We start from the raw sequence: 16,012 nt of genomic DNA, 5'->3' as shown, positions 1-16,012 counted from the left end.
GGAAGCCTTTTTTGTGCGTGTTAGCTCATAGCAATGACGATTAAAAATCTGCCTCCACGCTAAAACTCATAGCTTCACGTGTTGTAGGATGATTGAGTTCCAATAACTCGGCATGGAGATGTAATCGCTGGCTCTTCTTGCCATACAGATCGTCACCGACGATTGGCATGTTAAGGCCTTGGGGGTGAGCGCTATGAACCCTAAGTTGATGGGTGCGCCCCGTTTTGGGATATAGGTGCACTTTAGTGCGTCCATCGCGCCGAGAAATGACCTGCCATTTGGTTTCTGCTGGCTTACCATGTTCGAAGCATACCAGTTGCCTGGGTCTATCATCGAAATCGCCGCGAAGCGGTAAACTGATGATACCATCATCTTGGGTTAATTCACCGGTTAGCAGGGCGACATAACGCTTCTTAACGGTGCGAGTGATAAATTGCTTCTGCAAGCTCTTATTGGCCGCCTTGTTGAGGGCTATTACCATCAAGCCTGAGGTGGACATGTCGAGTCTGTGGACGATAAGTGGGCCCGTAGCCTCAGGATAAAGCAGTTTAATTCGTGAATATACAGAATCATCTATGTTTCGACCCGGAACAGACAAGAATTCTGCGGGCTTGTTGACCACTAACATGTCTCTATCTTGATAGATAATTTCGAGCTGTTTACCCTCGGCAGGATTGGTCAGTAGCGGGTTTTCATCGGTAGCTAGACCCTCAAGCATATGCCCCAAGATTGGCTGACATTTTCCCTGACAAGCCCCATAGTAGTTCTTATGTTGTCTTATTTCCGATTTTGGGGCGACTCCCCACCAAAACTCGGCCATGGCGAGTGGGGTCATTCCATGTTTAAAGGCGTAATGTAACAGTTTAGGCGCGGCGCACTCGCCTGAGCCTGCTGGTGGGACCTTATGTATGGTGCCTTTAAAGATATCACCTAAGCTTCTCTGCTTACCCTCTATGTTTAAAAATCCATACTCATCAAACAGACGTTGTTGCAGGGCGGCGGACATGGTTTTACGTTGAAGCTTTAAGGCCGACAGGCGTTTATTCACTTGGCCATGGGCTAGCTTAGCGGCAGCCAGTCGTTCATCCCAATAGACGTTTAGCTCCTTTAAGCGGTTCTTATCTTGCACGCTCTCTCTACTCATCTGAATACCGAGTAGTTTGAGGGCGTCTTCATCGAGGGATTCACCCGCCAAACGCTGCGCCTTTCTCTGTTTACGATTCTCAATCATAGATGCACGATGGGTGGCTATCTGCGTTTCAGCGAGTTGAGTTTCATCGGCTAACATAGATTGCAAATGCGCCAGTTCTGGATCGCGTTTACGTTCTGTGATCTCAGCGTTTATCAGGTTTATCTTGTCTTGCTCGGGAATAAAGAAGCCGTCTTTAGCCAACATATCAAATACTGGAGGGACGAAGTGTGGCAGCAGGTTTTGATCCGCTACCTTGCCGGAAAAAGCCGACAGGTAACCTAGCTCACCTTGCTGATTTTTCACCAACAGCACACCGAACATCTTGCCTAAGCTATCAGTATTGTCGCTTTCCAGACCAAAGTTATGTTGCCAATCAGTCTGGTTTTCTAGGTGTTGCTGCAACTCGCTTGCGGCCAACAGACACAGAGGATGAGGCTCATAATAAAACGGAAAGGTAAAACGCTGCGGAAGAGTAAATTCTGAGATTGACGCTTTAAATGAGGTAAAACAATGTTCTGGGGAATGCATTTGCTTGTCTATTGTCATGAAGGTTTAGCCGTGAAGCGCAAACTTGCTTCATCATATCTGGTGAGGAAGTCAGTGCGATAAAGCGGACGATCAATAAGGGTGAAAAATACGGAGGGATTTTAACCTTAAGATGACCAGAGGTCATTAAAGAAAAGCAGATTATTCTATTTAGTTGCATTCGGAAGTGGAAAGCTGAGGGAGTTCAATCAGCAGTTAAAGATTTTATATATTCGTAATCATCATACTTTTAAATCCCTTACTTCATATTCCCACCAGAAAACCTGGGCCATTTATTGCCCGCAGGGCAAGATCTTGCTCAAGTCTGGGCCATATCTTGCCCAACTCAACATCCCCCATTTTTCTGAGTTCTGTAAATTCATCGGGTTATGCAATTGGCATGGTGTTTGCTTTATTAGCGGTTGGCCACAACGTGCTCTCATTAATTTATTGTAAATAAAGGAATAACCAATGCCAACTCCATGTTATATCTCCATCAAAGGACAGACCCAGGGACACATTACAGCAGGTGCTTTCACTGCCGATTCCGTCGGTGACATTTTTGTCGAAGGTCATGAAGATGAGATGCTGGTTCAGCAATTTGACCATGTTGTCACTGTGCCTACAGACCCACAATCAGGACAGCCTTCTGGTCAGCGTATCCACAAGCCCTTTAAGTTCACTGTGGCACTCAATAAAGCCGTTCCTTTGATGTACAACTCGCTGGCGTCAGGTGAGAAAATCTCAGAAGTGGAGCTCAAGTGGTACCGCACCTCAGTTGAGGGTAAGCAGGAACATTTCTTCAGCACCAAGCTTGAAGGCGCCACCATTATCGACATTCAATGTCATATGCCTCATTGCCAGGACAGCAGTAAAGCAGATTTTACCCAGCTACTCACAGTGTCTATGGCTTATCGCAAGATTGATTGGGATCACGTCACTGCCGGTACCTCTGGTGCTGATGACTGGCGTAAGCCAATTGAAGCATAAGATTTAACTTCAACCCAGATTTGCCCTCAGGGTCGGTACCCTGAGCCTGAGGGCAGATATGTTCAGCGTTGTTTTTGACTCCTTTCAAATGGCGCTGAACACCCCGTCGAGTTGCGCTCTCTGCATTATAGTTTGCTGCTCGACACGCTCCCCTTCTTTTGTTGGTCCTTTGGAAGGGGATCACCCCTTAAATTGCATTAGGATGTTGCGATGATTGCTGTTGGAAATGGATTGCGTTACCACTTTAGCGCCGAAGGCGTGAGTGATGACAGCTTTGAGGTGTTAGCGTTTGATTTTAAAGAGGGGTTATCCTCACCCTTTGAGGTCAAGCTCACCTTGCTGAGCCGACTGGATGATTTGACGCCTGAGTCGATTGTCGACCAGACGGGGTTGCTTACTTGGTATCAAAGCGGTGAGCTGCAACGTCAGGTGCACGGCATTGTCAGTCAGTTCAGTAAAGCTGACACGGGAAATCATCATACCCAATACCACATCACCTTAGTGCCTGCACTATCAAGATTAAAGCTCAGGCAAAATAGTCGCATATTCCAGCAAAAAAGCGTGCTCAGTATCATAGCCACGCTCCTCACCGAAATGGGGATTAAGGATTATGCGTTCAGTTGTGATGCCAGATTAGAGTCGCAGGTGCGTGAGTATTGTGTCCAGTATCGGGAAAGTGATTTCGACTTTATCTCCCGCTTAGCAGCAGAAGTAGGCTTGTTTTATTACTTTCAGCACAGCGAGAAGATCCACACGCTGGTGTTTAGCGACAGTACCACTAAGCAGCCTCATTTAGACGCGCCATTCCCCTACAACGCGGTCAATGGCGGCGCTGCAGAAGTGCCATTCGTTAGTTCATTTAGCTACCAGCATCAAATCAAGCCTGCCAGCGTGACGCTCAAAGACAATAGCTTCAAGAAGCCCCAATACAGCTTCCTGCAAACCAATACGGGAAAACCGCTGGATTTTCAACGTCTCGATTACGAACACTTCGATTACCCCGGGCGTTATAAAGACGATGAGAGTGGTATACCGTTCACGCAAGTTCGGCAAGAATACCTGCGCCGAGATGCGCAGCTCGCGACCGGTAAAAGCAACCTCATGCAGGCCGTCAGTGGCAGTAAGTTTGACCTGATGGAGCATGGTGATGTGGCGTTGAACCGTGACTGGCTCATGGTGACGGTTACACATAAAGGTGAACAAGGCGCGGCGGCGGAAGAAGCTAATACTCAAGCTGTCACCACCTATGGCAACACATTTACCGCCATCCCCGGCAATGCGCCCTGGCAAGCAGAGCCTAATGCAAAACCTTTGGTCACCGGTCCCCAGGGGGCGACAGTGGTCGGCCCCAAAGATGAAGAGATTTTTTGTGATGAGTTTGGCCGTGTAAAAGTACAATTTCCCTGGGACCGTTATGGCGTTAGTGATGATAAGTCCAGCTGTTGGGTACGTGTCAGTCAAGGCTGGGCCGGTGGTCAATATGGCATGATGGCTATTCCCCGGATTGGTCATGAAGTGATTGTCAGTTTTTTAGAGGGCGACCCAGACCAACCCATTATTACAGGTCGTACTTTTCACAGTGCCAATCAGGTGCCTTATCCGCTGCCTGCTAACAAAACCCGTACCGTACTGAAGACTCAAACCCATAAGGGGGAAGGCAGCAACGAGTTACGTTTTGAAGATGAGGCTGACAAGGAAGAGATATACCTTCATGCCCAGAAGGACATGAATACCTTAGTTGAAAACGACCAGAGTACAAACATCAAACACGATGCCCATCTGGACATTGAAAATGAACGCTTTACCCGCATCAAGGCTAATGACCACCTTACCGTCGAGGGAGAGAGACGCACTGTGGTCAAGCAAGATGTCAGCCTCAATATCGACGGTAGCCAACAACAGAAAGTAGGCAAAAAATCTATATTGGAAGCCGGCACTGAAGTGCATCTTAAGGCGGGCACTAAAATTGTCATCGAGGCTGGTGCAGAGTTGACGCTAAAAGTAGGTGGCAGCTTCCTTAAGGTAGATCCTGCTGGTGTGCACTTGGTGGGGCCTGCCGTCAATCTAAACTCTGGCGGTAGTGCAGGCTCTGGCAGTGGTTATGCGGGGCAATTAGCTGCACTGCCGGGGTATGTTGATGCTGTAATATTACCAGAGAGTGATGAGTTGACGTTGGCTGCTGCCAGCATGGAAAGCGTCACGGTACTGGATTACCCGGCGATATTGCAAAAGGGGGCGTTAGTCACCGAGCTTTGCCACTGCAATGGAGAGCAAACATGCAGCATACACTCGACTTAGTTCAGGCTGACATCACGCAGAGCGCGGCCCGTATCGACAGTGCACAATACGCCATTATAGAGCCACTATTGTGTCCGGATATTACCCAATGGTTGTATGAGGAGGGCACTTCAGCAAGGTCTATTCCCCTGTTTTCTGATACGCCTTACCAATCACTGGCCGAAGAAGGGCCGCTATTGATTGAGCTTGCTGAGCGGACGCAGCTCATAAGCCGGATTAAATCCGCTAGCCAGCGGTTCTCTATTGGCTGTTTTATTCAATCAGGCCTGAGTTTTGAAGCGCTAGCTGACTTGCTGGCTGAATGCCTGACCATTAATAGCGGCCAAAACCTTGCCCTGTTCAGATTTTATGAACCCAGAATGCTGCTGCCTTTGATGATGGTGATGAGCACGACAGATAAACAACATTTTTTCCAAGGTATCAACTCATTCATCTGGTTTGACAAGCAATGGTTATCCGCTTCTGTGGCCAATGCCTCCTCACCCTCTCAACACTCAGATGTTATCCGCTGGACAATGACTGCCCAACAGGGTGAGGCAATGCAGCAAGTGTTAACCCAGTGGCAGCAAAGTACTGCCCATTCACCTTCTGTACATTCAGGATAACGGAACCACTCATTATGACTACCACCTATACCGTTAAACAGGGCGATACCCTATTAGGCATCGCCATTGAGCAAAATATTGCCTTTCCTGAGCTGTTAGCGTTAAACCCGCAATATCAATTAAACCCAGACGTCATTTATCCTGGCGAGCTCGTAACACTGCCGAGCACCTTTGAGCCGGCGGAGCCTGAGCTGACCATTGAACCGGTTGAGCCAGTGCGTCCTGTAGAGCCTGGTTGTGTAATGGGCAAACCTGCTTGTAAGGGGATGGATGCTTGCGATGTATTATTTCTAACCGGTGGTGAGCCTGATGGTTATTACGTCCTTGATGAGCATGCCCAGACCTTGCTCAAGCAAGAAATTTCCACTATGGACAAGCTCATTGAAGATTACCGAGCAGTATTAGATAAAGCGCCCGATAACAAAGAAGCCAGCGAAGCCGATGTTGAACAACATCTGAGCCGAAAACAGGCTTGGGTCGCTAAAGCGGTGCACGCCGGGGCCATTGGTGTTGAGTCAAGTAAGGGGGCAACCCAGTCTTCAGCTATTCAGCCACAAAATAAACAGTACCTGGTGGCAAAAATTACCGAGTTACGTCGTACGCGTCAGTTGCTTGCTGATTATGTGCCCTTTTTCTCAGAGTCATCGATGGCAACGCTGCGGAGCCGGCGACTCAAGAGTATCGATACAGAGATAGAAAAACTCATCGCGCAAGTGCCCAGTAAACCTTCACCTGAAAGCTCAGCTAAGCAAGGCGTTAACTTCGATAACCTCGGTAACGTGAGTGGACAGCTCAGTTCCCGCCCTAGCCAGAGAGGCATCATCGAAATCATGTTGGTGAGTGAAAATCGATTGGTGTATATCCGCGCGGAGTTTCTTGAGCGTGAAAGACGATTTTGGCGAACAAATCCGACTCAGACCCGATTACGTCAGTTGATAGCTAATCGTGATGTAGCTGGCATACAGCAGGCGATGTTTGAGGATATACGTGAGGGCCTGGTCAAAGATAAAAGCAATGGCATGTTGGGTAAGTTAGAAGGCAATATCAAGAAGTGGGCACACCCTGGCTGGAAATGGAAGGAGTGGAAAGGTACTAAAAAGTTGTGGGTAAATGAGGATGGGGATACCCGCTTTGCAGTTAGCGCAGAAGCGCAGTTGCTGCGATTTTCGGCTCAAGCCAGCGTTAAGACCAGTTTTGAACCCAGTGAAGGAAAAGTGGATATTGGTATCGGCGGTGATGCCACTTTCTCTTTGGCCGAAGGCAAGGTGGAAGGCAAGTATTTTATGCCCTATGAGAAAGGCTATGCCTTAACCTTGGCTTATCTCGACAGTAACAAACAAACCGCACTCTATTCCTTTGGTTGCTTTCGCGCCTCTGTCGGCGTGACCTTGAGCTGTTTTGCGGGAGTGATTGTCAATGGTGAGGCAAAACTCAGTAATCAAGAGCAGGCATCGGGGGCTGGGATTTTATTATCAGCCAATACTCAGCTTGCCCCCACCAATGCGACAGGTGGCCTCGGGGTAAAAGCGGAAGGTTTTGCTGGAGTACAAGCGGGCGGCCAGGTTGCAGGTGCACTCGAATGGCAATCACCCGATGATATTGCTACCACCAATTTCAGTGCCCTGGCTGAAATTAAGGCCGAGGGTAACATTTCCTTTGGTGCTGGGATTGGCGGCGAGTTTCAATTGGCTCTGGAATCTGGGCAGTTTTACTTCTATTGCTCGGGCCGTCTAGTCTGGGGCCCTGGTGGCAGTGGCGGATTTGGTACTACCGTGGATTTTGAAAAACTCTGGGAACTCGTCAAGGTGATATGGGGCGCACTCGAGGTGGTGGATTATCACGTGCTCGATAATATTGACCCTCTAGCATATGAATATTTGCAACGTGCCAGTTACTATGCGTTCGCTGTGCCGCAAAAGCTACTGGATGAAACAAACGCACTGGTCAAAAATCCCAAGTTCTATTTGCAACAAGCGGTGATGTCAGGAGCGACTGCTATTGATGGTTGGTGGCGTGAGAGAGTTCGCTATTGGGAATCGCAACAGTATCAGGAAGCCGAGGCTTTGCGGGTTGCCGAGCGGATAATTAATCAGGAACATTACGCCGGCATACCTCCACGTTTGTTACCACCGGAAACTATCGGCATGCTACTCAACACCCTAGTGACAACCTTCTGGTTTAACTGGGAGCAGCAACAGGAAATGGCCATCTATCTCTTGCTGAGCACTAGCATCAAGAGTTGGCGTAAGTTCGAAGAAAGCTTAGGCTGCATGAATGTCAGAGGCACTAAGGTATCGGGAGATAAAGCCTTATTTGCGAACTTAAACCGCATCAATGCCATCTTAGATAGACACCAACAGCATGACTTTAATGTCTGGCTCGATGCCTTAGCTGCGCTAAGATGCGCCAATGTTCAAGCCAGCAGCGCACCTCAATTACCTAAAGTGTACCAAGTGCGCAGCCGAAGTGAGATGCGTGATAGAAATAGTCCTAACAAAAAACAAATCGGCCAGCAAATAGCCCGGCTACACGGATATCAGCCGGGAGATACATATTATGTGTAAAGGGTAATATTATTCAATCACAGGAGTGCTTTGCTGCACTGCGCAGCGAAAACCTGTTAAAGTATATTTACTATCAATTGGATCTATTGGGCTGAAGGCGCGGGTGGTGACGACCAGACCTTGGCCTCCTCTGACCACTTTATCGGTGCCTGTTTCCGGCCCCTGAGGATTATCTTCTGGTGAGTGTTGGTAATAATCCGCCGAGAACCAGTCATTAACCCATTCCTCCATGTTGCCGGACAGGTCGTGAATGCCCAATGGGTTAGCCGGCCAGCTACCGACCTCGTCAAATCCTGAGCCGTAATTGACCTCCTCGGGGAGGATGTCGACATGGCGGCCTAACTCAGGTGCATAATAAGTGCCATTGACGCGCTGCACATAACCATTGTTGGTGGCGTAGTAGATATTTTTTCCGCGGTTGCGCGCCGCATACTCCCATTGGGCTTCGGTAGGTAAGTCAAACTTGTAGCCAGTGAGATCGCCCAGCCAGAGGCAGTAGTTTTTGGCTTCTTGCCAGCGTTTCGTTGGCGAGGGATCATTTTTAATTCGTTGAGTTAATCCCTCATACAATACACGAGCTTCGGCACGAGCAAGCTCTATGCCATGGGCTAAACGATATGCATCGGCCCCATAATGTGTGGTTTCATATTTGGCCAATGAATAGCTATCCAGTGTGACCTTGTGCTGATAAATTGCGCCATTTTTTCTGGAGATGAAGTTGCTATAACATGTTGCCTCAGGGGTCCAGTCCATGCGACCTTTATCGATAATGTCACAAGGGGTTCGAATATCGCCCATTATGAAACTGCCGCCTTCAATCCACACCATGTCTTCCATGGATTTAACCGCCACATCTAATATTTGCAGCTTAAGCTGTTTATCCATCTTGGGATAACTGGCTTCTATCTTGGCTGAAATGGCCTTGATATCATCATCTGGCACTGAGCTACTGGTGATGAGGGGGGGATTCAAATCACCAGCGCCACAAGCTGTTAAGAACAAGCTGGTCATTAGGCCCAGAGTCAATGAATTTAACCGATAAAATCTCATGAGTATCATCCTTAATATTTTTGGTTATTTTAAACTCATTCAGTCATTTACCAAAGAAATAAATCAAATTTAACTCAGCTAAATCAGCTTGAGAAATACCAGCTGGAAACATTAGAGGGTCAGATTCGTGAGCGCAGATTTGACTTAGGTTTTGACTTCGGCTTTGACCTTAATGAAAGTCTGAGCCGGATATCTTGGTTTTGAGATCTCTTTATTAAAGTCTCTTTATTGAGAGCCGTAAGGCCCGGTGCTAATATGATATTCGGTTCAATTTATTTTCGTATTCGAGGTGTTGTGATGGACAAGGTATGTAAATGGGTATTAGTGGGTGTAATGTTGAGTTTTTCTCAGTTAGCCAGTGCTGGAATCGTTAATCCGGATTGTACTCCTGAGAAAGCCGCCAAAAGTGCAGTTGCAAATGCCACTGTCGGCGTTAAAGGTCGATGCTCTCCTGCCGAAACGGCTAAAGACGCTACGACTAAAGCGGTGAATGAAGCGTTACCTGATGAGGGCGTTGCGGGTAAAGCGGTGGATATGGCCAAACCGAAAAAACATGACAGTGTGATGAAGAAGGCGACTAAGGCCGTCATCGACTGATTTATGCGGCTTTCTCCTGAAAAATAAATTTTCTGAAGGATTCTTCTGAAGAGAATTTCCTGTATTTATTAAGAAGATTAGGTGCTTGCAGTCTATTAAGAATGAATTCTTTAGTTGATTTTTTGACGAGTAAAAATAAGGCCATCGAAAAATATTGATGGCCATCTAGTGCTTAATGAGCTAGAGAATTGCTTGAACTTTTCTTCGCAGCCTTTGCTGCTTTCTTCTCTTTTGCTGTTAAAAGTGGTTTCTTTTTGACATTTTTTTTACTGTCTTGACCTTTACTCATAATACTTTCCTTTTGAGGTAAACTCTTAAACCTAAAGTTAGTTTGAGCCAACCTAAGGCTGAGGTTACGCAGTGACCTTTATTCAAGCTAGAGGTTAATGCATAACTATATCAGTATGCCTCTACAGACGATCAATTGATAGGAATAGCTTATATTAGCTGGTCGGTATGTGCATTGCTGTATCTAATACCAGTTCCATTAAGTAAGTGATCATTCAGCGGGAGTTAAAAACGCTGTAGGCAAGTAAGGGGATTGAAGCTAATAGTTATTCTCGGCAACAAGCTCCTGCGTTGCTCTACCTCCAGCATCCATGCAGTCGTATATCGAGAGCCACTTACGCAGCATAAAGTGTTTTTCCCTTTGCTTTAAACATCAGCCGTACTACGTGAGCTTCTCAGGACTTCCACTTCTGCGTTGCATTGCCTCAAAAGGAAATAACCATTTCTTCAACAATGCGCCTTGAATTTAAAGCCCTGAGAGAGCTCTGAATTGATTATAAATTTAATGGAATTGGTATTGCATAGCACTTTACATGGAACATCAATCAGGCGAGCTACATATTTTTTAACCAAAAGGATACGCTTCTCCAGTCTCTGAATAGAGCGGAAACTTTTTCATCATTCTGGAAAACAACGGCCGGTTTAAATGGTCTTTTAACCACTGTCTAAGTAAGGGGTAGGGAGATTGCAAATACCAATGACGGTCGACTCGAGCGAACTGACGCACGAAGGGCAGTAGTGCAAAATCAAGTAAACTTAGGTTGTCGCCCATTAGGTATTGATGTTGTGACAGGCGTAGCTCTAAGGCTTGTATAAATGACTCGCACTCTGTTCTCAAATCGGCTTCGGTGTCTTTATGGTAGCGTTTGGCATCTTTATATTGCTCGAGTAACGGCTTGAATACTTTATCGTTATAGCTGATAAATTCGAGCATGATGGGTAGCGCTTCAGGTGTTTGGCTCAACAGCAGATCATCGGGGTCGTTTATATTCAGTGCCCAAAGCATGATATCGACACTTTCATCTATGATCCTTGGCGGTTTTCTTTTGTTTGCGCTCTCGGCCTCAACCTTAACCTTAACCTCGATTCCACTCACACTCGTACCGCGATCCTCTATCACATCCTCAAGTACCAGCACGGGTACCGTGCCCTTGGGGGAGAAAGCTAGCATCTCCTGGGATTTATTTTTAGTGACTACGGCTTTGAGCATCACCTTTTGCTTAGCAAGTAACAAGCCTAAGCGGGCTCGCATGGCATAGGGGCAGTGCTGCAGTGAATATAGGGTAGGTAAAGGGAGCTGGCTCATGGGTATTATCGGCTCTTTAATACTAATCGGTAAATATTTAGGTCGATTATAGGCGAATAAGTGTATAGGTGCAGAGGGAATGAGGAAACTGGCTTATCAAAGAAAGAGCAGCCTATCTTGATAAATACAGATAGGTTGCTCTTCCTACTTTATTCTAAATTATGATATTAATCGGTTACAGACCTTGTCTGTATTGAGCATGAGTCGATACGGTCACCATGGTATCTAGCTGAACCTTAGCGTCTTCACTGCCTAGTAGCAGGCTTTCAAAATGTTCAATAAGCTGAACCTTATCCAGCTTGGCTTTAGAGCCTGAGCCGATATCGGTCAAGTCGATAAAGAACTCATCGAACAGGCTAGAGTAGTCATTGATCACATCCAAGTTTAAGAACTGTTCGTCGTTATAGATGCTCGGGTAACCGCCTTTTTGCTTATCGACGGCAAATGAGATCCCTTTGACATTGGTTATCGTGGTGGCTTTCTCACATTTGAGCATGCAGCCATCTTCGATACTCGGCTTGTTACAGCCTACAGTCTGCTGGAAAAAACATTGGCGGCTGGTCATCATCAAAATGGGATGATAGATGCTGTAAAGCAATTTAAACCCTGCCGGACGTTTCAAGTTCCTTATCTGCATACGATTAATCTCGTTAGAGATAAAGGCGCCAGCACAGTTCAAGTCTTCCTGAAGGGTACTAAGGGCATAGGAGTTAGTGGTATTTAAAAACGGTCCTGCTATCCACTCGATGCCCATCTCGAACGCTTTATAGGCAACGCCGGTGTTATTGCTGACGATACGTGCGGGCTTAACTTCTTCAAGAATTCTCACGGCTTCGATATAGTCTTTACCGATCAATACCGCCGGAAACCAAGGGATGAATCTCGGGTTACGCTGCAATAGCTCGATATATTTATCGCAGTTTTTCTTAAAACTCTCGGGCAACTTAAAGTAGATGTCCGCATCGGTAACATCGCCGAGGTGGGCATCTTTCTCATCACAAATCAACAAAGAGAGGCCTGGTTTTTCGTTTACTTTGGCATGCTGTTGAAGTTTTGGTAGCTCGACGGGTGGGATCACATCCACCGAGTTATTGAGTAGAAAGGCTAGCTTATTTTTTAGCGCCGTCAGCTCTTTAAATGGAATGCTCAGGCCAGTAGACAATTCACAGAAGTCATAATCCTGTATGACATAATCGGCGTTATTGAAACTTCTGAAGCGTTTCTCCAGTGCCTCTGCGTCTAATGGCGATTTATCCGAGGCACGCAGTACGGAATCCGATTGAATTGAGAATGTTTGAATTTGATTGTCTTGTTCGACCTGATTCGAAATGGTCTCGACTCTTGCCTGTATGGAGAACGGTTGATCTAACTGACCCGTGAAACTTAAATTGAGGAGCATCTTGTCGATATTAAGATATTTGATCTTATCTTCAAGGCTGGCACCCAGCTCATTTTTATCGGTTTTGAGTGTTTGCTTTACTGCTTGGATCTGCACCACTGAGATGGCGTTTTGTTTCTCTACCGCATGGTTAACACTGTTATCTCGAGGGTTATCGATAAACATATCTTTAGTGAGATTACCCTTCAAGAATGAGTTGGTAAAATCACGGTTAAAGACCTTGTACAGGTTAGTGTCATCTTCGAGTAACTTACCGGTATCAACAAACTGGTTGATCTGCTTGCGCCAGCTATCGACTACTGTGTAGACATAGTGTGCACCCTTGATGCGGCCTTCAATCTTAAGTGAGTCGACCTGAGCATCGACTAACTCTGGTAAGTCAAAATAGGCTGAATTGTCTTTTAGATTTAAAGGATATTTATTGCCCGCAGCCGTTTCTTCGTACTCATCTCGACAAGCCTGACTGCAACGGCCTCGGTTACCTGAATTACCGACGCTGACTGAGCTCGAATAACATTGGCCCGAGAAGGCGATACAAAGGGAGCCGTGAACAAAGACCTCGGTCAACATATCATGTTCATGGGCCAGAGCCGTGAGTGACTTTATCTCACCTAAGTTCATTTCTCGTGATAGGTTGACGCGTGAAGCACCGATTCTGCTGAGGAAGTGTATCTGGCCTTCATTATGTGTGGTTAGCTGAGTCGAGGCGTGAATGTCTAGAGTCGGGAAGTGCTTCTTAACCAGGTTAAACAGACCGAGATCTTGAACTATGATGCCATCTAAGCTGGTGTTGACTAATTGATTCAGTAACTTAAATAGTGCCGGTAGTTCATGCTCCAATATCACCACGTTCAGAGTCAGGAACACTTCACATTCATACTGATGAGCGAGCCTTAAGATGCCACAGAGATCATCAAATGAAAGGTTGGCGGCACGATTACGGGCATTAAATGTGTCTAAGCCACAATAGACGGCGTTGGCACCGGCAACAATAGCGGCTTTTATTGCTTCAACGTCACCGCCAGGCGCTAACAACTCAATTTTTCTACTCATCCCAGACTAACTCACTCAATTATTCGATTATCATTTTTTGAGGGGCGATTTTACCCGCATCCCGTAAGTAATGCCATACATTAGGTTTCGATGGATTACTTAGCTGAGCACTAATGGCGATTTTTCTCCTGATTTATTAACTGCATCAGGCTATTAAGTTGAATTATCGTCATGTTTCTCTTTGTTATTTGATTTTCCAAGCTTGAATGATTAGGTTCAATTTCAAGAAAGTAACAAAAGGCAAGTTACCCATGAACCACGAGATACACTTTCAAGAAACGCTCACACAAGATGAACAGCAAATATTGTGGGACGGGATAGAGAAAGCCATTAGCGCCAAAGTGGGCAAAACGGGTCGATATGAACTGTGTTTCTTATTGCGTGATGAGCAGGGAGAAATATTGGGCGGGGTACAAGGTAATTGTGATAATTGGGGCTGGCTGTGGATTGATTCACTCTGGGTGAGTGAGTCATTGCGAGGGCAAGGTTTCGGTAAGAAATTGCTAGAGACGATTGAAGATAAAGCAATTGCTCTCGAGTGCACTCACTCTCACCTAACTAGTTTTACCTTTCAGGCTGTGGATTTTTACAAGAGCCTTGGTTATTCGGTGTTTGGTGAGTTAGCAGATTATCCGAAAGGGCATAGTCGATGCTGGTTGAAGAAGGAACTGGTGGATCGGTAAGTGCATTTTTCATCCCTTTCTCAAGATGAAGATATGCTATATCATGTCGCGCTATTTTCAGCATTAAGTAGAGTGATCAGGTTTGCAAACATTAGCAGCACTTAAAAATGGACAGTTAACATTGACGATACGTTTACAGTTAGCCGAAAACCTAACTGAATTCCCCAAGGAGATCTTCGATTTAGCTGACACATTGGAAGTGTTGGATCTCTCTAATAATTGCTTATCCAGTTTGCCCGATGATTTGGGTCGGCTGACTCAGCTCAGGATCCTGTTTCTCTCAAACAATCAGTTTGAAACCTTGCCTAAGGTGTTAGGCGATTGCCCTAAGCTTGAGATGATAGGCTTTAAAGCGAATAAGATTCGCACTGTCGATGAAGATGCGTTGCCAGTGCAGACTCGCTGGTTGATTTTAACTGATAATAAAATCGAGACTCTGCCTAATTCCATGGGGCTACTGTATCGCCTACAGAAACTCGCTCTGGCAGGGAATCGTCTCTCGTCGCTGCCTGAGTCGATGGCCAATTGTAAAAATCTAGAGCTAGTACGTTTATCTGCAAACCAGCTTACTCATTTGCCCGATTGGTTACTGCAATTGCCAAAACTTGCTTGGCTTGCATTTGATGGTAATAAGCTTAGTTCCATGGATAAAATATCCTTAGCTGTACCAGAGATGCTCACGGTCAAGATGACAGATATCGACTTAGCCGAGCAACTTGGCGAAGGAGCATCCGGCGTCATCTATAAGGGCAAGTGGAATCGTCAACCCGTCAGGTTACTTGGCACGCCAGAATTGATTGCGATAAAACTGTTTAAGGGGGAGGTCACCAGTGATGGTTATCCTGCCGATGAACTCGCCTGTTGTTTGCAGGCGGGCGAGCATCTTAACCTTATTAAAGTCATCTCTCAGATAAACGAAAAAGAGCATCTGGGTCTGGTGATGGAATTGATCCCGCCGAGTTTCTTTAACTTAGGTTTACCACCATCTCTGGTGACTTGTACGCGAGACACCTTCGAGTCCGGGACTCAGTTTAGCGTGTCACAAATCGCAAAAGTCGTGCTACAGATGGCGGCGACGATGACACATCTGCACAGTCAAGCTGTGAGCCATGGGGATCTTTATGCCCATAACACCATGATTAATGCTGATGCCGAGATGCTATTTGGTGATTTCGGTGCCTCGTCGGATCTATCTGTCCTACCTCAGCTACAAAGAGAAGCGATGCAAGCCATAGAGGTCAGAGCCTTTGGCTGCCTAGTGGACGATCTCTTGTCAGTGAATGCGAAACACTTAAGTGATGATGCTGAGATATCGGGCAAGCAAGCGCTTTTGTCTGTGTTATTGCAAATGAGAGACAGCTGCTTACATGATGAATTTGCACTTCGTCCCAGATTCTTCGAGATTAGCGACAAGTTACAATCAGCGGTTTTGGAACTTGTGAGTGAAGCCTTGCATTAAAGT

11 protein-coding genes are annotated in these 16,012 nt (G+C 46.3%); 7 read left to right on the top strand and 4 right to left on the bottom strand.

Annotated elements, in window-relative coordinates; all coding sequences use genetic code 11:
- Window positions 1-40: 40 nt before the first annotated feature.
- Window positions 41-1,720 (bottom strand): RluA family pseudouridine synthase, encoded by a 1,680-nt coding sequence (locus tag FM037_RS19915; RefSeq protein ID WP_144047430.1) that lies wholly within the window; start codon window positions 1,718-1,720, stop codon window positions 41-43.
- A gap of 468 nt (window positions 1,721-2,188) precedes the next feature.
- On the opposite strand from FM037_RS19915, the gene FM037_RS19910 reads away from it, so the two are divergent.
- The 4 genes from FM037_RS19910 to FM037_RS19895 all read left to right on the top strand — a co-directional run bounded on the left by FM037_RS19910 (window position 2,189) and on the right by FM037_RS19895 (window position 8,174).
- Entirely contained in the window at window positions 2,189-2,707 is a 519-nt protein-coding gene (locus tag FM037_RS19910; RefSeq protein ID WP_144047429.1) for an Hcp family type VI secretion system effector, read from the top strand.
- A gap of 210 nt (window positions 2,708-2,917) precedes the next feature.
- Window positions 2,918-5,005 carry a type VI secretion system Vgr family protein gene (locus FM037_RS19905; RefSeq protein ID WP_144047428.1) on the top strand — a complete coding sequence of 696 codons (2,088 nt, stop codon included), beginning with the start codon at window positions 2,918-2,920 and terminating at the stop codon, window positions 5,003-5,005.
- Complete coding sequence (locus FM037_RS19900) at window positions 4,984-5,610, top strand: DUF4123 domain-containing protein (RefSeq protein ID WP_144047427.1); 627 nt, start codon at window positions 4,984-4,986, stop codon at window positions 5,608-5,610. Before FM037_RS19905 ends, FM037_RS19900 begins: the two co-directional genes overlap by 22 nt.
- A gap of 14 nt (window positions 5,611-5,624) precedes the next feature.
- The gene (locus FM037_RS19895; RefSeq protein ID WP_144047426.1) at window positions 5,625-8,174 is read left to right on the top strand and encodes a LysM peptidoglycan-binding domain-containing protein; all 2,550 of its coding nucleotides are present in this window, start codon (window positions 5,625-5,627) and stop codon (window positions 8,172-8,174) included.
- A 9-nt stretch (window positions 8,175-8,183) separates the two neighbouring features.
- Here the strand turns inward: FM037_RS19895 and FM037_RS19890 are convergent, their stop codons facing one another.
- On the bottom strand, window positions 8,184-9,224 hold the full coding sequence (locus FM037_RS19890) for a formylglycine-generating enzyme family protein (RefSeq protein ID WP_144047425.1): 1,041 nt from the start codon (window positions 9,222-9,224) through the stop codon (window positions 8,184-8,186).
- 297 nt (window positions 9,225-9,521) lie between these two features.
- Here FM037_RS19890 and FM037_RS19885 point away from each other — a divergent pair, with 297 nt between their 5' ends.
- Window positions 9,522-9,821, top strand: a complete 300-nt coding sequence (locus FM037_RS19885) for a hypothetical protein (RefSeq protein WP_221937432.1) — start codon at window positions 9,522-9,524, stop codon at window positions 9,819-9,821.
- Window positions 9,822-10,674: 853 nt separating this feature from the next.
- Here FM037_RS19885 and FM037_RS19880 read toward each other — a convergent pair.
- Window positions 10,675-11,415 carry a glutathione S-transferase gene (locus FM037_RS19880; RefSeq protein WP_144047424.1) on the bottom strand — a complete coding sequence of 247 codons (741 nt, stop codon included), beginning with the start codon at window positions 11,413-11,415 and terminating at the stop codon, window positions 10,675-10,677.
- Between the two features lie 175 nt (window positions 11,416-11,590).
- The gene (locus FM037_RS19875; protein WP_144047423.1) at window positions 11,591-13,867 is read right to left on the bottom strand and encodes a peptidase U32 family protein; all 2,277 of its coding nucleotides are present in this window, start codon (window positions 13,865-13,867) and stop codon (window positions 11,591-11,593) included.
- 251 nt (window positions 13,868-14,118) lie between these two features.
- On the opposite strand from FM037_RS19875, the gene FM037_RS19870 reads away from it, so the two are divergent.
- Together FM037_RS19870 and FM037_RS19865 are read left to right on the top strand one after the other, a co-directional pair.
- Window positions 14,119-14,550 (top strand): GNAT family N-acetyltransferase, encoded by a 432-nt coding sequence (locus tag FM037_RS19870; protein ID WP_144047422.1) that lies wholly within the window; start codon window positions 14,119-14,121, stop codon window positions 14,548-14,550.
- Window positions 14,551-14,632: 82 nt separating this feature from the next.
- Entirely contained in the window at window positions 14,633-16,009 is a 1,377-nt protein-coding gene (locus tag FM037_RS19865) for a leucine-rich repeat-containing protein kinase family protein (RefSeq protein ID WP_144047421.1), read from the top strand.
- Window positions 16,010-16,012 lie beyond the last annotated feature (3 nt).

The sequence above is a fragment of the Shewanella psychropiezotolerans genome (genome assembly GCF_007197555.1).
GTDB lineage: Bacteria > Pseudomonadota > Gammaproteobacteria > Enterobacterales > Shewanellaceae > Shewanella > Shewanella psychropiezotolerans.
The sequence above is the reverse complement of the archived record's forward strand: the minus strand, read 5'-3'. Positions and strand labels throughout refer to the sequence as shown.

Excerpts from the sequence above, each read along its gene's own strand:
- FM037_RS19905 (WP_144047428.1), top strand. The coding sequence starts at position 2,918 with ATGATTGCTGTTGGAAATGGATTGCGTTACCACTTTAGCGCCGAAGGC.
- FM037_RS19875 (WP_144047423.1), bottom strand. The coding sequence starts at position 13,867 with ATGAGTAGAAAAATTGAGTTGTTAGCGCCTGGCGGTGACGTTGAAGCA.
- FM037_RS19890 (WP_144047425.1), bottom strand. The coding sequence starts at position 9,224 with ATGAGATTTTATCGGTTAAATTCATTGACTCTGGGCCTAATGACCAGC.
- FM037_RS19880 (WP_144047424.1), bottom strand. The coding sequence starts at position 11,415 with ATGAGCCAGCTCCCTTTACCTACCCTATATTCACTGCAGCACTGCCCC.
- FM037_RS19895 (WP_144047426.1), top strand. The coding sequence starts at position 5,625 with ATGACTACCACCTATACCGTTAAACAGGGCGATACCCTATTAGGCATC.
- FM037_RS19915 (WP_144047430.1), bottom strand. The coding sequence starts at position 1,720 with ATGCATTCCCCAGAACATTGTTTTACCTCATTTAAAGCGTCAATCTCA.
- FM037_RS19885 (WP_221937432.1), top strand. The coding sequence starts at position 9,522 with ATGGACAAGGTATGTAAATGGGTATTAGTGGGTGTAATGTTGAGTTTT.
- FM037_RS19900 (WP_144047427.1), top strand. The coding sequence starts at position 4,984 with ATGCAGCATACACTCGACTTAGTTCAGGCTGACATCACGCAGAGCGCG.
- FM037_RS19910 (WP_144047429.1), top strand. The coding sequence starts at position 2,189 with ATGCCAACTCCATGTTATATCTCCATCAAAGGACAGACCCAGGGACAC.
- FM037_RS19870 (WP_144047422.1), top strand. The coding sequence starts at position 14,119 with ATGAACCACGAGATACACTTTCAAGAAACGCTCACACAAGATGAACAG.